The 20,000-nt window shown below is 34.7% G+C and carries 18 protein-coding genes and 1 riboswitch; of the genes, 12 read left to right on the forward strand and 6 right to left on the reverse strand.

Features of this window, described 5'->3' with window-relative positions:
• Nucleotides 1-83: 83 nt before the first annotated feature.
• The 3 genes from QYS48_RS00610 to QYS48_RS00620 form a co-directional block, all read right to left on the reverse strand.
• A complete protein-coding gene (locus QYS48_RS00610; RefSeq protein ID WP_308358443.1) occupies nucleotides 84-413 on the reverse strand; it encodes a nucleotide pyrophosphohydrolase in 330 nt (109 codons plus the stop codon).
• 13 nt (nucleotides 414-426) lie between these two features.
• Complete coding sequence (locus QYS48_RS00615) at nucleotides 427-2,073, reverse strand: amidohydrolase (RefSeq protein ID WP_308357089.1); 1,647 nt, start codon at nucleotides 2,071-2,073, stop codon at nucleotides 427-429.
• 82 nt (nucleotides 2,074-2,155) lie between these two features.
• The gene (locus QYS48_RS00620) at nucleotides 2,156-2,950 is read right to left on the reverse strand and encodes an AMP nucleosidase (RefSeq protein WP_308357090.1); all 795 of its coding nucleotides are present in this window, start codon (nucleotides 2,948-2,950) and stop codon (nucleotides 2,156-2,158) included.
• 173 nt (nucleotides 2,951-3,123) lie between these two features.
• Here QYS48_RS00620 and QYS48_RS00625 point away from each other — a divergent pair, with 173 nt between their 5' ends.
• Nucleotides 3,124-3,573 (forward strand): type I restriction enzyme HsdR N-terminal domain-containing protein, encoded by a 450-nt coding sequence (locus QYS48_RS00625; protein WP_308357091.1) that lies wholly within the window; start codon nucleotides 3,124-3,126, stop codon nucleotides 3,571-3,573.
• On the opposite strand, the gene QYS48_RS00630 is transcribed toward QYS48_RS00625, so the two are convergent.
• Nucleotides 3,570-4,391, reverse strand: a complete 822-nt coding sequence (locus QYS48_RS00630) for an aminotransferase class IV (protein WP_308357092.1) — start codon at nucleotides 4,389-4,391, stop codon at nucleotides 3,570-3,572. The two genes, QYS48_RS00625 and QYS48_RS00630, sit on opposite strands and share 4 nt — an antisense overlap.
• A 93-nt stretch (nucleotides 4,392-4,484) precedes the next feature.
• Here QYS48_RS00630 and sdaAB point away from each other — a divergent pair, with 93 nt between their 5' ends.
• Genes sdaAB through QYS48_RS00645 form a run of 3 tightly spaced genes read left to right on the forward strand, consistent with a single transcriptional unit; the run spans nucleotide 4,485 to nucleotide 7,943 of the window.
• On the forward strand, nucleotides 4,485-5,162 hold the full coding sequence (gene sdaAB, locus QYS48_RS00635; protein WP_302099888.1) for an L-serine ammonia-lyase, iron-sulfur-dependent subunit beta: 678 nt from the start codon (nucleotides 4,485-4,487) through the stop codon (nucleotides 5,160-5,162).
• Nucleotides 5,163-5,178: 16 nt separating this feature from the next.
• Nucleotides 5,179-6,609 carry a TolC family protein gene (locus QYS48_RS00640; protein WP_308357093.1) on the forward strand — a complete coding sequence of 477 codons (1,431 nt, stop codon included), beginning with the start codon at nucleotides 5,179-5,181 and terminating at the stop codon, nucleotides 6,607-6,609.
• A 2-nt stretch (nucleotides 6,610-6,611) separates the two neighbouring features.
• Nucleotides 6,612-7,943 carry an efflux RND transporter periplasmic adaptor subunit gene (locus tag QYS48_RS00645; RefSeq protein WP_308357094.1) on the forward strand — a complete coding sequence of 444 codons (1,332 nt, stop codon included), beginning with the start codon at nucleotides 6,612-6,614 and terminating at the stop codon, nucleotides 7,941-7,943.
• Between the two features lie 58 nt (nucleotides 7,944-8,001).
• On the opposite strand, the gene QYS48_RS00650 is transcribed toward QYS48_RS00645, so the two are convergent.
• On the reverse strand, nucleotides 8,002-8,685 hold the full coding sequence (locus QYS48_RS00650) for a DUF6624 domain-containing protein (protein WP_302099886.1): 684 nt from the start codon (nucleotides 8,683-8,685) through the stop codon (nucleotides 8,002-8,004).
• A gap of 78 nt (nucleotides 8,686-8,763) precedes the next feature.
• Nucleotides 8,764-9,972: a hypothetical protein gene (locus QYS48_RS00655; RefSeq protein WP_308357095.1), complete on the reverse strand. Its 1,209-nt coding sequence runs from the start codon at nucleotides 9,970-9,972 to the stop codon at nucleotides 8,764-8,766.
• A gap of 63 nt (nucleotides 9,973-10,035) precedes the next feature.
• On the opposite strand from QYS48_RS00655, the gene QYS48_RS00660 reads away from it, so the two are divergent.
• From QYS48_RS00660 to metF, 8 genes are all read left to right on the forward strand, one after another.
• On the forward strand, nucleotides 10,036-11,184 hold the full coding sequence (locus QYS48_RS00660; RefSeq protein ID WP_308357096.1) for a hypothetical protein: 1,149 nt from the start codon (nucleotides 10,036-10,038) through the stop codon (nucleotides 11,182-11,184).
• A complete protein-coding gene (locus tag QYS48_RS00665) occupies nucleotides 11,177-12,106 on the forward strand; it encodes a hypothetical protein (RefSeq protein ID WP_308357097.1) in 930 nt (309 codons plus the stop codon). The genes QYS48_RS00660 and QYS48_RS00665 overlap by 8 nt, the downstream gene beginning before the upstream one ends.
• Nucleotides 12,107-12,247: 141 nt before the next feature.
• Entirely contained in the window at nucleotides 12,248-12,847 is a 600-nt protein-coding gene (locus QYS48_RS00670) for a SatD family protein (protein WP_308357098.1), read from the forward strand.
• Complete coding sequence (locus tag QYS48_RS00675) at nucleotides 12,844-13,560, forward strand: DUF3307 domain-containing protein (protein WP_302099876.1); 717 nt, start codon at nucleotides 12,844-12,846, stop codon at nucleotides 13,558-13,560. Before QYS48_RS00670 ends, QYS48_RS00675 begins: the two co-directional genes overlap by 4 nt.
• Before the next feature lie 22 nt (nucleotides 13,561-13,582).
• Nucleotides 13,583-14,599, forward strand: coding sequence for a glycosyltransferase family 2 protein (locus tag QYS48_RS00680; RefSeq protein ID WP_302099875.1), 1,017 nt, complete (start codon nucleotides 13,583-13,585; stop codon nucleotides 14,597-14,599).
• A gap of 105 nt (nucleotides 14,600-14,704) precedes the next feature.
• A riboswitch (SAM riboswitch) is annotated at nucleotides 14,705-14,817 on the forward strand.
• Nucleotides 14,818-14,864: 47 nt separating this feature from the next.
• Nucleotides 14,865-18,518, forward strand: a complete 3,654-nt coding sequence (metH, locus tag QYS48_RS00685; protein WP_308357099.1) for a methionine synthase — start codon at nucleotides 14,865-14,867, stop codon at nucleotides 18,516-18,518.
• Nucleotides 18,519-18,583: 65 nt separating this feature from the next.
• Nucleotides 18,584-18,955 carry a four helix bundle protein gene (locus tag QYS48_RS00690; protein ID WP_308357100.1) on the forward strand — a complete coding sequence of 124 codons (372 nt, stop codon included), beginning with the start codon at nucleotides 18,584-18,586 and terminating at the stop codon, nucleotides 18,953-18,955.
• A gap of 64 nt (nucleotides 18,956-19,019) precedes the next feature.
• Entirely contained in the window at nucleotides 19,020-19,973 is a 954-nt protein-coding gene (gene metF, locus QYS48_RS00695; protein WP_308357101.1) for a methylenetetrahydrofolate reductase [NAD(P)H], read from the forward strand.
• Nucleotides 19,974-20,000 lie beyond the last annotated feature (27 nt).

Here is a 20,000-nt window from a genome sequence, read left to right on the forward strand (position 1 = left end):
CAAAAAGCTAAGTTGAACCAAACCAGTCGTTCCACAATAATCTCTAGCTGAACTATATACATATTCTTCAGCATTATCTACAATTAAGGCTTCAACTTCTCATTATTCTTATGGCGCTCGGCATCACGAATATTCTTTTTCTCAAGGTTCTTTTTTAAAGCTGCAGTCAGGTCTACTCCGGTTTGGTTGGCTAGGCAGATCAATACCCATAAAACATCCGCCATTTCATCTCCCAGATCGTATTTTTTATCGCTTTCTTTAAAGGATTGCTCACCGTATTTTCTGGAAATAATTCTGGCTAGTTCACCCACTTCTTCAGTAAGGATGGCCATATTGGTGAGCTCGCTAAAATATTTTACACCCACCGTTTTAATCCATTCATCTACGGTTTTTTGAGCTTCTGAAATTGTAATTTCGTCTTTCATCTTAAAGATCTGCCTTTAAATCAAACACTTTTGCGCCTGCTGAATAGGTCTCTAACACTTTTGTGGTGCGTAATTCTTCATATGGAGCTTCCATAATATCACGATCCAAAATCACGAAATCAGCAAATTTACCCGCTTCAATGCTTCCTTTTTCCTTTTCCTCAAATTGACCAAAAGCTGCCCATATGGTCATCCCTTTCAAGGCATCTTCTCGGCTTAAAGCGTTTTCCATCTGGAAACCTTCTTCCGGCATATTTTGATCATCCTGCCTTGCTACCGCTGCATGAAAACCGTAAATGGGATTGATATCCTCAACCGGAAAGTCAGATCCTAACACTAATTTTCCAGTTTGCTCTAACAATTCCTGATACGCATAGGCATTTTTCACGCGCTCCTCTCCCAGCCTTTCATGTGCCCAATCCATATCAGAGGTAGCATGGGTAGGTTGCACAGAAGGTAGAATATCATAATCTCCAAATTTGCTAAAATCATTTTCCGCTAAAACTTGTGCATGTTCAATTCTCCATCTTCTATCATTTTTGCCTTTAAGGTATTTAGCATAAATATTAGTGATGGCTCTATTGGCTGAATCGCCAATACAATGGGTATTCATTTGAAAGTTTTTGGCAAAGATAAGTCTGGCTAAGCTGTCAAAAACCTGAGGCTCACTTCTTAAAAATCCATAATTATCTTCATCATCTGAATAAGGGCGGATTAAACAAGCCCCTCTGGAACCTAAAGCGCCATCTCCGTAAATCTTGAAGGCTCTTACATTCAAATAATCTGTTTTGTACTGTCCATTACTGAAGTAGTAATTCAAATTCTCAGCAGTAGGGTTAATCATCGCGTAAACGCGCATGCTTAGCAGACTATCTTGATGCATTTCATCTAATAAGTCAATCTGCGATTTATCTAAACCTGCCTCGCCCAGTGAGGTGATACCCACTTCAAAACAATTGGCCTGAGCTTGTTGAATTAAACTCTTCTTTTGCTGTTTGCTCAATTCAGGCATTTTATCCGTCAGGAGCTTCATAGCATTATCAATTAGCACACCAGTGGGTTCACCTTTTTCTGTAATGATCTCACCCCCTGAAACTTTGGTCAGACCATTAATTCCAGCCAAATCAAGCCCTTTTTGATTCGTTAATAAGGCATGAGCATCTACTCTTTTGAGAATCACAACCTTTTCAGGAAATAGAATATCTAATGTATCCTTGGTAGGAAATTGCTTTCCTTTCCAATTGTTCTGATCCCAACCTAATCCTAAAATTGAGGTCTCTTCTGGATGTTCTTCTACGTGTTTCTGAATTCTTTGAATCAGTTCGTTGAATGATTGGGTTCCGAATAAATCGACCTCTCTCAATCCTTTGGCATAGCGAATAAAATGAGAATGCCCATCAATAAAGCCCGGATAAACGGGAGAATTCAAAAGATCTATTTCCTCCTCGGCTGCATACTTATTTTGAATATCACGTGAACTTCCAACTGCCACAAACCTACCATCCTTTATGGCAAAAGCTTCCGCATTCTCAAAATTGCTATTTACCGTATAAATGTTGCCATTAAAATAAATGGAATCTACTTTCTCTCTTTTAGAACAAGAGCTGAAAATAATTAGAGAGATAAAGAAAAGAAATAGGTTTTTCATGTGGGCAGAAGTCAGATTATAAGTTAATAAATAAGGAATCAAACAGCCATTATCAAAGCTGCTTGATTCACTTTTAATACTATCAATCGTTATCGAATAATGTTTCAGTAAATTTCAAATGCTTAACGGATTCACCAGAATCTTTCAATTCGATTAAGGCATCAATCCCGATTTGCAAATGATAATTCACATAATTACCGGTCACCTTTTGGTCACTTTCAGCAGTTTTCACGCCTTCCGGAGTCATTGGATTATCTGAAACTAATAATAAAGCGCCTCTCGGAATACTATTCACAAAACCTACAGAGAAGATCGTAGCCGTTTCCATATCAACCGCCATGGCTCTGATTCGTCTTAAATAATCTTTGAACTCATCATCATGCTCCCAAACTCTGCGATTTGTAGTAAATACTGTTCCCGTATAATAATCCATCTCATGCTTTTTAATCATGGATGAAACAGCTCTTTGTAAACGGAAAGAAGGTAAAGCGGGCACTTCTGGTGGCATATAGTCATTACTTGTACCTTCACCTCTGATTCCAGCAAGTGGTAATATTAAATCTCCTATTTTAGATTTCTTTTTTATACCCCCGCATTTTCCTAAAAACAAAACCGCTTTAGGCATAATTGCTGACAACAAATCCATTACGGTAGCCGCAACAGAACTTCCCATTCCAAAGTTAATGATCGTAATTCCTTCGGCTGTAGCAGTTTGCATGGGCTTATTTCTACCCTTAATTTCCACATCGTATTGTTTAGCAAACATTTCTACATAATTGATGAAATTAGTCAATAAAATATAATCACCAAATTCATCTAAGCCCGTTCCTGTGTAACGTGGCAACCAGTTGTCTACAATTTCCTTTTTTGTTTTCATTAATCAGCTTTATTTTATTATTTAAAAACCTGTCAGGTTTACTTCTAACTGAAATAAATCAGCTTTTATCAACATATTCTAATATTTCTATTTGAAAAACCTGACAGCTTTAACCAAACTATATTTTTTATCTACAATTAAATTTAACTTGCCACAAAATTAAGGGAAAAATTATGCAAAAATTAAATCTTCCGCCATATGATGTGAACCTGCGTAAAATGGGCGGCAAGATACACATTTTTGACCCCATCAGGAAGAAGTTTTTGGTATTAACACCGGAAGAATGGGTAAGGCAACACTTTTTACAATTCCTTCTCAATCATAAAAATTATCCTGCTAGCTTAATTAAAATGGAATCAGGGCTAAAATATCATGAACGAAATAAAAGAACTGATTTAATTGCCTTTGATCGTAATATGGAGCCATTACTCTTAGTGGAATGTAAGGCGCCAGATGTTAAAATCACTAAAAAAACATTCACCCAAATCACGAATTATTACAGTCAGTTTCAAGCGAAATATATGATCGTAACCAATGGATTGGATCATTACTGCTTCAGACCTAATGAAAAAGAAATTGTGTTTGAAGAGGAAATTCCAGCTTTTACTAGCGAAAATTCCTAAGCTTTCAGAAGCTGCAAAAATGATTTTAAATCTTCTTGGCTATCATTAAAATGTTGATTTTCAACTTTCATTAGTTGATTTACTCCTGCTACATTCACAGTAAAAACAGAATAATTTAAAGGGATTTCATTTAATTTCCATTCTATTTCTTCTATTTCAAACCCATGTCGCTTTACATTTTTCATGATAAATCGCCTAACAACACCATTTATACATCCTGTTTTCAAACTAGGGGTGAATAACTTTTTTTGTGCAGAATTAAAGAAAAATAAATTTGCTGCGGATGCCTCGGCTAGTAGTCCTTCTGAATTCAAAATTATAAGCTCCTCTAAGGCTCTCTCCTTTTTCTCAATGCCTGCTAATACATATTCAATAGCAGAAATGCTTTTTAAAGCACTGAATTTAGAATACTGTAAGGCTACACTTTCTGATATCGCTACATTCTGGTAAAGTTTGCTTACTTTAATCACAGTCGGATCGGCTGAAATTAAATAGTTGCATTCTGAACTAGTGGGTGTGTATAAACCACCGTTTTTCCGCCAAAAGTAAATTTTAATTCTAGCTGAATTAGCAGCTAACTTATTTTCATTCAACAATTCATCAATCTGATGAAATAATTCTTCTTTATTAGCAGGAATTGAAATTTTTAAAGTCTTTAATCCTTCGGTTATTCTTTCCCAATGTTCTGACTGGAATTTGATATTTCCATTTTCAAAAATTAGGGTTTCAAAAATTCCATCCCCGTACTGAAACCCTCTGTTATTATAATCGAAATTGATTGATTCTGAAGAAGTTAATTTACCATTGTAGTTAATCATACTAATATCACATTTAAAACTTCCTTAATCCATTCATCAATATTACTTTTGCCAGAGCAATTAATTGTCTAATATTGGGTTTTATTTTATAAAATGGCAGAAAGAAGCAGTATTTTTGATATGATTGGCCCTGTAATGATCGGACCATCCAGTTCTCATACCGCAGGAGTGGTGAGGATTGCTAGAGCCGCAATTAAAGTTTTAGGAGCAATTCCGAACGAAGCAACGGTAACTTTTTATAATTCCTTTGCTAAAACTTATGAAGGCCACGGCAGTGATAAAGCCATTATTGCCGGTTTATTGAACTTAAAAACTGACGATAAAAGAATAAAAGAAGCATTTGAATTAGCTAAAGAAGCTGGCCTAACCTATACATTCAAATCAATAGGAAGTGCTGGAACCTATCATCCCAACACCATTAAATTAAATTTAAAAAAGGGAGATAAGTCAGTTGAAGTAATTGGTGAAAGCCTTGGAGGCGGTGTAATAAACATTTCCAAAGTAAATGGCTTTACCGCTAATATTTCAGCTACATTACACACTTTAATCATCACCGCAGATGATAGAGAAGGAAGTATTGCCTTTATCACAAGTATTCTTACCCATGATAAAGCCAATATTGCAACTATGAGTGTAACCAGAAAAGGCAAAAAAGATATTGCTTGTTTAGCTATTGAAATGGATACTGGTTTAAAAGAAATTTCGTTAGAATACCTTAAAAATCTGGATTGGGTACAAGATGTTATCTATATTCCAGACATTGACATGTAAACTATTAATTATAATTATGCTTAGAATATTTATTGTTAGCTTATTCTTAGCTTTTACTTTTCAAGTACAGGCTCAGGATAAATGGTCATTACAGAAATGTATTGATTACGCTTTAGAGAACAATCTGCAAGTAAAGCAATCCAATCTGGATGTAGAAAGTGCAGATATAAGCTTATTTGGTTCAAAAATGAGCAATTTACCGAGTGTGAATGGTAATTTGGGTTTGAATACCTCTACTGGTAGAACCATTGATCCATTTACCAATACCATTAACGATAGAGGTATTAATTCACAAACTGCAGGCATTAGCGCTAGTGTGCCTCTTTTTGATGGTTTCCAAAGATATAACAGTATTAAGAGAGATCAGTATGGACAATTAGCAGCTGAAAGTGATTTGAAAACCATACAAAATAATGTTTCGCTTAACGTTGTTACTTTTTATACGAACATTTTATTCAATAAAGAGCTTCTGGAAACTGCCAAATTAAGGTTAGAAACCACAGAGAGCCAAGAAAGTAGAATTGAAAAGCAAGTGGAGATTGGAGCTTTAGCTCAGGCAGATTTACTTCAAATCAGACAACAAAAAGCAAATGATGAATTAGAAGTAGTGAGAGCTGAAAACAATCTTAACCTTTCTTACTTACAACTTAAACAAGCCTTACAAATTCCTGCGAATCAAGATTTCGATATTGAAATTCCTGAATTACCTGAACCCAATACAGGAGAATTAATGGAATCATCCGCAAATGTTTATCAATATGCATTGCAGAATCAGCCTGTAATTAAAGCTGCTGAATACAGAAAAGAAAGCGCATTTAGAAGTATTGGTGTAGCACGAAGCAGGTATTATCCTTCTCTAAGTTTGAATGCTGGAATTTCTACCAACTATTCTGATGCCGCTCCAGCACAATTTCCGGTATTAGGTTCAGAAAACATTACGATTACTAGACCAATTGGGATAGTTGAAAATACTGGTCAGCTGGTAGTAACGCAAGATGAAATCCCTTCTGAATTCAGAGAGAATACCTATTGGAATCAGTTAGATTTTAACCAAAGAAGATTTGTTGGCTTAAGCTTGAATATTCCTATTTTCAATCAATTCCAGGTAAGAAATAGTGTTCAACAAGCCATTATAACTAAAAAAAGAAGCGATTATCAATTAACAGCTGCTAAAAATGATTTGCAGCAAACAATTGAACAAGCTTATTTAGATGTAAAAGCTGCTGCAAAATCATATTCAGCTTTAAATAATAGTTTTGAAGCCTCTGAACTTAGCTTCAAAAATGCTGAGCAAAGGCTAGAATTAGGCGCAATTGATGCAGTTCAGTTTACTCAAATTAAAAATGATTTCGAAAGAGTTAAATCTGACTTAATTCGAGCTAAATACGATTATATTTTCAAACTTAAAGTACTTGACTTTTATCAAGGTAAACCATTAAACTTTTAACCATGGCTAAGAAGAAATCATCTAAAAAGACATTATATATATTAATTGCAGCGGTAGTTGTATTAATAGTAGCTGCAATTATTGGTAAAAAATCAGGCGTAATTGGACAGCCACCTTCTACAAAAGTTGAAGTAGCTAAAGTAGAAAAAAGAACCATAATTGAAAAAGTAAATGCCAGTGGAACAGTTCAGCCTGTCGTGGAAGTAAAACTCAGCCCAGATGTAGCCGGTGAGATTATTGCATTAGCGGTTGAAGAAGGTGATCCTGTTAAAGAAGGAGATTTGCTTGTAGAAATCAGACCTGATAATTTTGAAAGTGCATTAGAAAGAGCGAAAGCGAATTTGAATCAGCAGAAAGCATCATTGGCTCAAGCTGAAGCTGCATTGGAACGAGCAAAAGCGCAGGAAACGCAAGCCAAGCAAACTTTCAACAGACAGAAAAAACTTTATGATGAGAAAGTAATTTCAACTGCTGATTACGAATCGGCATTGGCTAGCTATCAGGTAGCACAAAACGATAAAGTGGCTGCAGAGAAAAATGTACTAGCTGCTCGATATACAGTTAAAAGTAGTCAGGCGACTGTAAACGAAGCTGCGGAAAATTTAAGAAGAACCACTATTTACGCTCCAGTTGATGGTACAGTTTCTAAGTTAAGTGTTGAATTAGGTGAAAGAGTGGTAGGTACACAGCAAATGGCAGGTACTGAAATGATGAGAATTGCGAACTTAAACAACATGGAAGTGCGTGTTGATGTAAATGAAAACGATATTATCAGAATCAACATTGGAGACACTGCTAATATAGAAGTAGATTCTTATACCTATATGGAAAAAGAATTTAAAGGAGTGGTTACGGCTATTGCTAATACTGCTAATGACAAAGCTTCACAAGATGCCGTTACCGAATTTGAAGTGAAGGTGAAGATATTGAATTCTTCATATGAGGATTTAATTTCGGAAAATGGAGATTCTCCTTTCAGACCAGGGATGACGGCAAGTGTTGAAATCATGACAGAAACCAAAGAGAATATTTTAACTGTGCCATTAGCTTCAGTTACATTAAGATCTCCAGAAGTTGAGAAAGATTCGACAACAACTGAACAGACTAAAGAAGTTAAAAAAGAGCAAGAAGTTGTATTTGTAGTTCAAGATGACAATACGGTTAAAATGACTCAGGTTAAGACTGGAATCAGTGATTTTGAATTTATTCAGGTAAGTGGATTAGAAGAAGGAGAAAAAATCGTAAAAGGACCATTCTTAGCTATTTCTAAAACTTTAAAAGATGGAGATCTGATTGAGGTTAAAGAAGAAGGAAAGAAAAAAGAAAATGACTAATTTAAGTTTTGCATAAAGTAAAAGCAGTGTCAAAAGCACTGCTTTTTTTTTGATCAATTCAATTATTCATTTCCAAGGCCTTCTCTATTGTTAGAGACTTATCCCAGACCATTTTGATGTTAAATTCTTCCATGGCAATTCGAAAATATTCCTCCATTGTGGGTAAACCGACAGAATCTCTCCTTGCCTTTAAGTTATCTGGGTCTGCAATTGGCCAAACATAATTATTATCACCAGTATCATCTATATAACTGAAAGTTTGAGTTCCAAACAATTGAGGGTTATCATCATACATTAATTTACGATCTAGCACAGTAGGATAATCATCTGATTCTAAAACGCCAGCTTCGGCTTTAACTTTTACTAGATCAATATATCTATTTATAAAATCCTTATCACCATGATCAATAATTAAAAAAATTGTACGATGACTCTCTGCATTTAAATTATCGTCCCAACCACATTTTCCAATCAGTTTATCTAAATATTTCTGATTGTCTTCATCTATTTTATTCATTTTATTCGCAAGCCTAATTACTTTTAATATCCCTTTGCCTGTTTTGTTATGTTCCTGAACAGCAGGGATCACCTCTTTTCTTATGCTCTGTTCTGCTTCTTTTCTTTTTGCTAATTCCTCATTTATTGACGACAGATTACAATATTTGACTTGCGCTACAGAAGAAAAAGACCATATCAACCCAATTAATACCGCTAGGGTATTCAAAAACTTAAGTTTTCTCATGATTCCATTATTTGATTATTGCTATTTAGTAATTTATAACGGTCTTTTTTTAAAAAGAGTGACTAACAGACTTATAAATCACTGTATCCCTACTATTAAGCCTGGAAAAAATTGGCCTATACTCAGTAAAGAAGTTTCTTGTTGATCCACAGAAGCTAACTCATAATTAATGGCCGCACCCAATTCTAGATATCTGTATTTGCTTATTTTAAATCCATAAATCAGTTCTGACCTTACTACTCTTGGACCTTTAAAAAGCTTGATATCCACTGCTTTTTGTTGCCATAAAGATGTATTAAGTAATAAATACTTTTTTCTATTCTGGTCAGTCCACTCTTTTTCCAAACCATAGCCTAATCCCCATGATGGTAAACCTGAAATTGAAAAGTTATAACCAAATTGTAATAGATTTTGAAAGAATCTACTCCCAGTGGATAAAGCAATATTAGATAAAAACATATCTGTGGCTCTTAAAGCTACATATCCGTCACTGGCATCGACATTGAGTAATCCTAAAGGCACTCCATTATTCTTACCGCTTATATTGATAAGTCCAATTTGATTACCATTATTCACTTTACTAAAATTGATTAATCCAATCTGCCAGGTATCACTAAATAAACTACTGAATTCATGACCAAAACCAGCTGTTCTGGCATAATTGAAAAGTCCCAATTGTAAACCGTTAGTTTGCCCATCTGAATAATTGAATAAGGGCGCAATCTGGAAACCTACCATTCCTATTTTAGAGGAATTGATTAAGCCTGCAATCTGCGCACCCTGTAAATTTCTTGCTTTATTAGTTAAAACACCTAATTGTAAACCTATAAAACCAGAATAGCTGCTATTAAATGAAGATATCTGTACTCCTACCCCATTTCCGTAAGTTCTGTTAGAAATTGTAGCGAGTTGAAAGCCTTTAAAAGTCTCATCAATTGATTCTTTTGGATTTAAACGATTATTAACTCCTGAAATATTGACAAAGCCTGCCAATTGAATACCCTGAAATTTTTCAAAATTATAATTTGAAATAAGTCCCAACTCAATACCGCTGACACTGCCCGTTATTCCTGAAGTCAGGTTCAATGATAATTTATAATGATTGGCCATTTCATCTATTTGATGATTACTAAAACCAGGGAAAGCAGAAATATGGATTTTAGATTGCCTAGAATAGGATTGAGAAAAAGATTGATATGGATTCGCTAAGATAAGTTCAAACGCTAAAAGCATGAAAAATATGTAGCTAATAGCTCCTTTTTCTGTTTTGATTATAATATTTTGCACATTTTAAGGTTATAGTTGGAAGTAAACTTATAAAAAAACTAATCAACCGTCAATTTATTGTAAATGAATAAAATATTTATCCCCCCCCTTACTTCTGTCCTTTTATTTTTTTCCATACAACAAAATTATTGTCAAGAAATAGAGATACTGGATACAACAGCAATTGAGCTTCAAAGTGGAGTTAAGGAAACAACCTCTAATACTCAGCATAAAAAAATTAATGGCGTAAATTATCTTTTTCGATTTAATGATTATCAAAGCAGTAATAATCCCTTGCAATTAGAAATTATAAACTTAGAAGAACAAAAAATAGAAAAAGTAATACAGTTTCCTTTATATGGAAATAATGCTTTCGAAGAGGTTGTAAATTTCTATGTTCATAATTTCGATTCAATATTTTTTCATAATGAAGCATTTCCCCTTACTTTTTACTTAACGGATACTTCCAAAAACCTAGTTAAAAAATGGGAAAGTACAGATATGACTTTAGGAGCTGGTTGGCATAGTAATGCCTCCCCATTTCTAATTGATAATAAGTTATACTTCTATAGTATTTCTACTCAATCTTTTTACCCAGATGATTTAGCTTTCTTTAATGTAAACCATTTAAGTTATCTCAAGCTTGAAAATGGAAAAATATCAGAAATAAAAAATCTAAAATACCCAAACGAAATATTAGCAGCTCACCAAAATAATAAGTGGTATCCGTGGAGTCAAAATCCTTATTTTCATCATTATGGCAGCGCTATTTATGTAGGGTTTAATATGAGTAAAAAACTAATTAAGATTGAAAACAAACAAGAAAAAAATATCGAACTGGATATAGGATCAAGAAAGCTTTCAAAAGCTGTTAGCATGGATGATAATGACTTCGTTTCAAATCAATTATATGTAATTGAGAGTCCACAATTAGGAGAAATAGTATATGACCCATATCGTAATAAATTGATTAGGCTATACAAAAAGACAATATTGCTGGAGGCAAATGAAGACCGATCCAATGCATATTATAGATCCGACTTTACACTATTGTTTTTTGAGCCAGACGGAGAATTATCTGGTACAATAGCGCTACCATCTAACAAGTTTAATCCATCCATTATAATCCCTACAAAGAGAGGCCTATTAATAAATACTGATAATCCCTTTAACCCAAATAACAATGAAGACTTCCTTGAATTTGCTCTTATTTCTCTTTCTGATATTGAATAGTTTTTCGATAAAAGCTCAAAATGAAGAAAGTGAAGGTATTTTATTCTTTTGCAGAGCTAATGCAGGCATGAAAAATATAGTTCCAATGAATGATCAGGTTATTATAAGACCTGAAAAATCAGATTTTTTAGTATTAGCTAAACCTAATGGTTTAATATCGGACACCCTAGAATTAAAAAAGGAATGGGGATTTGTTATGAGTATTATTGCAACTTCTGACTCTACCTTTTCAGTAGCTTTAGGGAAGCATGGACTTAAAGTTCTAATATCGAATAATCAGTTTTCAATTCAGGAAGAAATTCCTTCTCATTTCTTAATTGATGAATATGAAACGGGGCTAAAAATACCAGTTAGAGATTATGTAATAGGAATGACCCCAAATAAAAATGCACCTAGAAAGCACAGTATTTATCAATTTGCATTAATACATAAAAAAGATTCACAGCTTTTAATCCTAAATGAACCACTACCCCTTAAATCAAGATACTATCAAGGCATGAGTAATTTAGCTGACTATTATGTTACTGACAATAATTTAATTATTAATCATTCGGAAGCCAACTCATTCATCGTACATGATTTTAAAAATAAAAAAACTACAATAAAGCAATTCCCTGCAATTGAAGACAAAAATAAAGAAGCATGGTATGCTATTGTTGATCGTTCCAATAGCGATATATTCTTTATAAGAAATAGGAAAAAAGAGATCAATGAGGTCTATTCCTATAATCTTGAGGCTAATGAACTCCAATACATAGCATCCACAAACCAACATATTTTGGGTGTCAATAGGTCAAGAGCTTTTTATCGAGAAATGGATGAGGAAGGTGATATCTGTTTCTATTTTATTGATTTAATGCAAAAAAAGGGCTCTAAATCAGAAATATTAAAACTTGATGAAATAACTGTTAAAGGAAATTAATTTTCATGAAGTAATACTATTGTTTCAATCTGACTATATATATCGTTAAATGCATCAATATTAATAATTATTGATAAATATATCTATATTATTATTTATCGATATTTTTATCGATATTTAAAAAAGAAATATAGCATTCTAATGATAGCAATATTAACAGGCGACATTATCAATTCTACAGAGAAGGCTCCTTCAAATTGGTTGAAAGAACTGAAATCAGTTTTAAATCAATATGGCACTAGCCCTGAAAAATGGGAAATCTATAGAGGGGACAGCTTTCAATTAAAAATCTCCATTGAGGAAGCTATTTTAGCAGCTTTTCATATCAAAGCCACCATCAAACAAATTAAAAACAAAGATGTCAGAATTGCCATTGGAATTGGAAAGGAAGATTATGTATCTGAAAAAATATCAGAGTCGAATGGCATAGCCTATCAAAATTCAGGTGTATGCTTTGAAACTCTCAAAAAAAATACTCTTGCTATAAGATCAAATGATGCAAAATGGGATGAGCCACTCAATATCATGTTGGAATTAATGCTATTTACTGCAGATAAATGGACTGCAAGCCAAGCCGAGGTGATAAAAGCAAGTATAGAAAATCCTGATAAAAACCAAAACCAACTTGCAGAACTACTAGAAAAAACTCAAAGTACCATTAGCGTATCCCTCGATCGAAGTGGATTTGATAAGCTGCAAAAAATAATTGACTATTATAAGAAACAAACCCATTCGTTATGATTTCATTTCTTCTCAAAATCTTAGTTGCTCATGTATTAGGTGATTTCGTTTTTCAATCGGACCGATGGGTTCAACACAAAGAATCAAAGAAAGCAAAATCAAAATTTCTATATATACATATCATAATTCATACTATTTTAGTACTGATTTTATTGCAATTCAATGTAGACTATTGGTTGGCATTCCTCATTTTACCGATAAGTCATTTTGTAATTGACCTCTTCAAAATCTATCTTGGAAAAATCCTAAATTCTCGTTTATCATTTATAGTTGACCAATTAGCTCATTTAGCAGTGATTTTAGCTATTTGTGCTTATTACTACCCCATAATGCTTTCTTTTGAATTTCAACTATCAGAAACTCTATTACTGTTTGTTTTAAGTATTCTATTACTTACCTATGGAATAGCTGTTTTTATTAAGATCATTATGTCTCAATGGGAACTACCAGAAGACTCTGACCAAGATTCCCTTTCCAAAGCTGGAAAATACATCGGTATCATTGAACGACTTTTTGTTTTTGCATTTGTACTTATGGAAGAATGGCAAGCCATAGGATTTCTAATAGCAGCTAAATCTGTATTTCGATTTGGAGATTTATCAAGAGCAAAAGATCGTAAACTTACTGAATACATCTTAATAGGCACTTTATTAAGTTTTGGCTTTGCAATTTTAATAGGCCTTCTCTATCAAAACCTGTTAAATAACTTATAATTTCAAAAAATATCGCAGCAAGATGGCCATTCCTCTTATCTCAATTATTATGCCTGTTAAAAACACTGAACAGTTTCTTCCAGCCTGTTTGGATAGCATCATCAATCAATCAGAACAGAATTGGGAATTAATTGTGGCAGATGATCACTCCACTGATAATAGTAGAGCAGTAGTAGAAAAATTTGTGAAAAAAGATTCCCGAATCAAGCTAATAAGTTCCGCAGGAAGCGGAATCATTTCTGCTCTTCAATCATCTTATTCATTAGCAACTGGGGACATTATTCACAGAATGGATTCTGATGATATAATGCCCAATAACAAGCTGAGACTATTGAAAGAAGGGCTTCTTAAAGAAGGGCTAAACACCGTAGTTACAGGAAAAGTTGAATACTTTTCTGAAGAACCAATTTCTGAAGGTTACCTACAATACCAATACTGGTTGAACTCGCTTTGTGAAGATAATTCGCACTGGCAGCATCTTTACGAGGAATGTGTAGTTGCTTCCCCTGCCTGGATGATGTTTATACAAGATTTCGAAAAATGTGGTGGCTTTAACTCAAATTACTACCCCGAAGATTATGACTTGGTTTTCCGTTGGTATGCTGCAGGTTTTAAGATTTTTGCTTTAAGAGATTGTATCCATTTTTGGCGAGAGCATCCAAAAAGAACAAGTAGAACAGCTGCTTATTGCAATCAAACTGCATTTTTTAAACTAAAGCTTATGTATTTCCTTAAGTTTGAACGGGATAGGAATAGACCATTTCTGATTTTTGGTGCAGGAACTAAAGGAAAAATCATGGCTAATTTTTTAATAGATAAAGAAGAAAAATTTTACTGGGTGAACTCCATTTCTAAATCTAAGCAAGAAAACACAGCTTCAAAATATTCTGATTATACTTTAGGCATGGATCAGTTAGCTGAATTTATAGAACCACAAATCATCATCACTGTAGGAGAAGCAAAAAGTAAACAGCAAATCCAGGCATTCATGAAAAAGCACAATTGGGTAGAACACAAACACTACTTTTTCTTCAGATAGATTAACCTATAAAAAACATAATAAAAAGAGGTTCTTTCGCTTCAAAAGATAAAAAATTCTGAACTTTCGCTTTTTCATTTAGGTTATTATACCTTTATTTGACATTACTTATCCAGAAAGACTGAGGGATTGGGCCCTTTGAAGTCTTAGCAACCCTTCCTTACAATAGGAAAAGGTGCTACTTCCCATCCAAACAAATAGTTTGGTAAAGATAAGAACAGCCACTCTTTAGGCACTTTCTGGATATGACAATTAAATATTCAGAATGAGCAGATTTTCAAAAGACATACTTCAAGACCGAATTTTAGTGTTAGATGGTGCTATGGGCACTATGATTCAGCAATATAAATTAACAGAAGCTGACTATCGCGGGGAACGATTTAAAGGTTACCCTTCTGACTTAAAAGGCAATAATGATCTACTCTCTATCACCCAGCCTGATATCATCAAGGACATTCATAGAGCTTATTTAGATGCAGGCGCAGATATAATCGAAACCAATACTTTCAGTGGGACAAGCATCGCTATGGCCGACTATAACATGCAGGAGCTAGTTTGGGAGTTAAATGAGCAGTCCGCTAAATTAGCTAGAGAGGTAACAGAAGAATATTCAGATAAGCCTCGTTTTGTGGCAGGATCAATTGGGCCTACTAATAGAACTGCCTCTATATCGCCTGACGTAAATCGACCAGGGTTTAGAGCTACTTCCTTTGATGAATTAAGGCTCGCCTACAAAGAACAGGCAGAAGCCCTAGCTGCTGGAGGAGTTGATATATTTTTAGTCGAAACTGTATTCGATACGCTTAATTGTAAGGCTGCCTTAATGGCCATACAAGAATTAAAAGATGAGAAAGGTATCGATATTCCAGTAATGGTTTCCGGAACGATTACAGATGCCAGCGGTCGAACATTATCTGGTCAAACAGTGGAAGCATTTTGGAACAGTATCCGTCACTTCCCGCTTTTAAGTGTTGGTTTTAATTGTGCTTTAGGAGCTGATCAATTAAAAACTTATCTACAACAATTAGCGAGAATATCAGACGTAGCAATTTCTTGTCACCCAAATGCTGGACTACCAAATGAATTTGGGGAATACGATGAAAGTCCAGCTGAAATGAGCGGAATCATAAAAAGTTACTTCGATGAAGGTTTGGTGAATATTATCGGAGGCTGTTGTGGTACTCAACCCGAGCATATTAAAGCAATTGCTGATTATTCACAGAAATCAAAACCTCATGAAATAAGCACTTCTGATAAAATAATGAAGTTAAGCGGACTGGAACCTCTTTCAGTCACTCCTGAAATAAACTTTGTGAATATTGGTGAGCGAACCAATGTATCGGGGTCCAAGAAATTTGCCCGATTAATAAGAGAGGAAAAGTTTGAAGAAGCAGTTGATATCGCTCTAAACCAAGTGGAAGGTGGTGCCCAAATTATTGACATCAACATGGATGATGGTATGCTTGATGCAGAAAAAGTATTGCCTGAATTCGTAAATCTAATTGCTTCAGAACCGGATATTGCACGGCTTCCATTCATGATTGATTCATCGAAATGGGAAGTAATAGAAGCCGGGCTAAAGTGTTTACAAGGAAAAGGAATTGTAAACTCCATTAGCTTAAAAGAAGGAGAAGAAGATTTTATTAAAAAAGCCAAAAAGATAAAAGAATACGGAGCCGCTCTAGTAGTAATGGCTTTTGATGAAAAAGGACAGGCGGATACTTTTGATCGCAAAATTGAAGTATGTAAGCGCTGCTATGATTTACTGGTCAAGGAGGCTGATTTCCCAGCTGAAGACATCATCTTCGATCCCAATATTCTTACAATTGGTACCGGCATGGAGGAGCATGATAATTATGCGGTTGACTTTATTAATGCTGTAAAATGGATCAAAGAAAACCTACCCCATGCGAAAACAAGTGGTGGTGTTAGTAATATCTCATTTTCATTTAGAGGGAATAATGTAGTAAGAGAAGCCATGCATTCTGCTTTCCTTTACCACGCAATCAAAGCTGGTTTAGATATGGGAATTGTCAATCCGGGCATGCTGGAGGTTTATGATGAAATAGATAAGGAGCTACTGCAATATGTTGAGGATTTATTATTCAATAGCAGAGCAGATGCTACAGAACGGTTAATGGCTTATGCTGAAAACTTGAAGCCCGGTGAAAAAGCAGAAAAGGAAACTAAACAATGGCGAAATGAACCGGTAAATAAAAGACTAGAACATGCACTAGTCAAAGGAATAACCGAATTCATAGTAGAGGATACGGAAGAGGCAAGATTGCAAGCAGACCGTCCTCTTGATGTGATAGAAGGCCCTTTAATGGATGGGATGAATGTAGTAGGAGATCTGTTTGGATCAGGTAAAATGTTCTTGCCACAGGTAGTGAAAAGTGCCAGGGTGATGAAGAAAGCAGTAGCTCACCTCCTACCCTACATCGAGGCTGAGAAGTCCTCCGCCCAGGGGGGCAAAGGCAAAATATTGATGGCGACTGTGAAAGGTGATGTTCATGATATCGGTAAAAATATTGTAGGGGTAGTGCTAGCTTGCAACAACTATGAAATCATAGACCTGGGCGTTATGGTTCCTTTGCAAAAAATTCTTGAAGAAGCTGAAAAACAGCAAGTGGATATTATCGGACTTAGTGGTCTAATCACCCCTTCTTTAGATGAAATGATCTATGTAGTGGAAGAAATGGAGAAAAGAGGATTGAAAACTCCTGTTATGATCGGGGGAGCTACTACCTCTCGGATTCACACCGCAGTTAAAATTAAGCCGAACTACAGCGGACCTGTAGTGCATGTAAATGATGCCTCGCGTTCTGTTACGGTAGCTGGTAAGTTATTGGGCAAAGAAAAGGAGTCCTATTTTAAAGAAATTGCAAACGAATATGCGGAAGCAAAAGCAGGACACAGCCGCAGAGATGAGACCAAAAATTACATAAGCATTGAGGAAGCGAGAAATAATAAATTCCAAATAGATTGGTCTAATTATGAAAGTACTCAACCCAAATCACTCGGGAATCAAGTATTACTAGATTATGATTTAGAAGAAATATCTCAATACATAGATTGGACGCCATTCTTTCATACTTGGGAGATGAAGGGTAGATATCCAAAAATATTGAATGATCCTGAAAAAGGAATTGAGGCTCAAAAGTTATTTGATGATGCTCAGAAAATGTTATCTGAGATTATCGAGCAAAAATCCTTACAAGCTAATGCTGTATTTGGTTTATATCCAGCTCATACAAAAAATGATGACAGCATTGAGGTATTTGCTGATGAAAGCAAAACAAGAAAGCTCACTGAATTCCATACTTTAAGACAACAAAGCAAAAAAGGAGAAAACAATCCTAATTATGCTTTTTCTGATTTTCTCGCTCCTGCTGGGCAGCCTATTACAGATTATATGGGCTGTTTCGCAGTCACTACTGGAATTGGCTTGGAGAAATTGACAGAAAAATATGAAGCAGATCATGATGATTATAGCAGCATTATGGCTAAAGCCATTGCAGACCGTTTAGCAGAAGCTTTCGCTGAATTATTACACAAAAAAGTGAGAACTGAATACTGGGGTTATGCGAATGATGAAAAACTAGATAATGAAGGGCTTATTAAGGAAGAATATAAAGGAATTAGGCCTGCTCCTGGTTATCCGGGTTGCCCTGATCATACAGAGAAAATTACCTTATTCAACTTATTGAATGTTGAAAAAGAAACGGGCATAAGCTTAACGGAAAATTTAGCCATGTGGCCTACTGCATCCGTCAGTGGCTTTTATTTTGGTCATCCTGAAAGCAGATATTTTGGATTGGGTAAAATTGGAAAAGACCAGGTTGAAGACATCGCCAAACGTAAAAATCAGGATTTCAAGGAAATCGAAAGATGGCTAAAACCAAATTTAAATTATTAAATTAAGTTGACATGTTTACAAGTTTTATAGTTTACAAGTTAAAAATTAATTCAACCAAATAAAAAATGGCAACCGTAAAAAGATTTGAAGATTTAGAAGTATGGAAAGATGCTAGAGAATATGTTAAAATAATATACGAACTCTCAACAAAGGATGTGCTTAAAAAAGATTATGCTTTTAAAGACCAAATAAGAAGAGCATCAATTTCGATTATGAATAATATTGCAGAAGGTTTTGGAAGATATAATAATAAGGAATTTAGAAGATTTTTGGATATAGCAGCTGCATCTAATTTAGAAGTGAAAAGTATGTTGTATTTAGGATTCGATCTTGAATATATTGCTAAATCAAAAATCGATGATCTAATTCAGCAAAATGAAAAACTTCACTTCCAGCTTTTGGCACTTATTAAATACTTAAGATCAAAATCGAATTAAAAATTAATATCAAATAGAATGGCAACTTGACAACCTGCCAACAGGAAAACCTGAAAACTTGACTATGAAAGTAACAGAACATATAGCAAATGCAAAAAGCACAGTATTCTCATTTGAAATATTGCCTCCATTAAAAGGACAAAATATTAAGTCTCTATTTGAGAATATTGAACCATTGATGGAATTCAAACCTCCTTTTATTGATGTTACCTATCACAGGGAAGAATATGTATATAGAGATAAAGGAAATGGATTACTTGAAAAAAGGACTACCCGGAAAAGACCTGGTACTGTAGGTATTTGTGCTGCTATCAAAAACCGTTTTGATGTAGATACTGTCCCTCATATCATTTGTGGTGGTTTCAGTAAGGAAGAAACAGAAAATGCTTTAATTGATTTAGATTTCCTTGGAATTGATTCTTTGCTAGTATTAAGAGGTGACCCTATTAAGTCAGAGAATAAATTTATTCCTGATCCGAATGGTCATGCTTATGCAATTGAATTAATGGGACAGGTCGTGGACATGAACCATGGTAAATACATAGATGAAGAATTACAATCGGCAACTCCTACAGATTTCTGCATAGGCGTTGCAGGCTATCCGGAAAAACATTTTGAAGCGCCTAGCATGAAGTCTGATTTGAAAATACTGAAACAAAAGGTAGAAGGAGGAGCTGAATATGTGGTGACTCAAATGTTCTTTGATAATCAGAAATATTTTGATTTTGTAAAATTATGTAAGGCTGAAGGAATAAATGTACCTATAATTCCAGGTTTGAAACCCATCACCTCCCTGAAGCAAATGTCTGCTTTACCTAGATCCTTTTATTTGGACTTACCAGATGAGTTGGTAGATCAACTAGAAAACTGTAAAGATAATGCTGAAGCAAAAGAAGTAGGTATTAAATGGTGCATACAGCAATCTAAAGAATTGATTGAATTTGGTGCGCCTTGCTTGCATTATTATTCTATGGGAAAATCAGATCCTATCTATAGAATTGCAAAAGAGGTGTTTTAATAAAAAAGGCTTACCGATCGGTAAGCC

The sequence above is a fragment of the Marivirga arenosa genome, from assembly GCF_030503895.2.
Taxonomy (GTDB): domain Bacteria; phylum Bacteroidota; class Bacteroidia; order Cytophagales; family Cyclobacteriaceae; genus Marivirga; species Marivirga arenosa.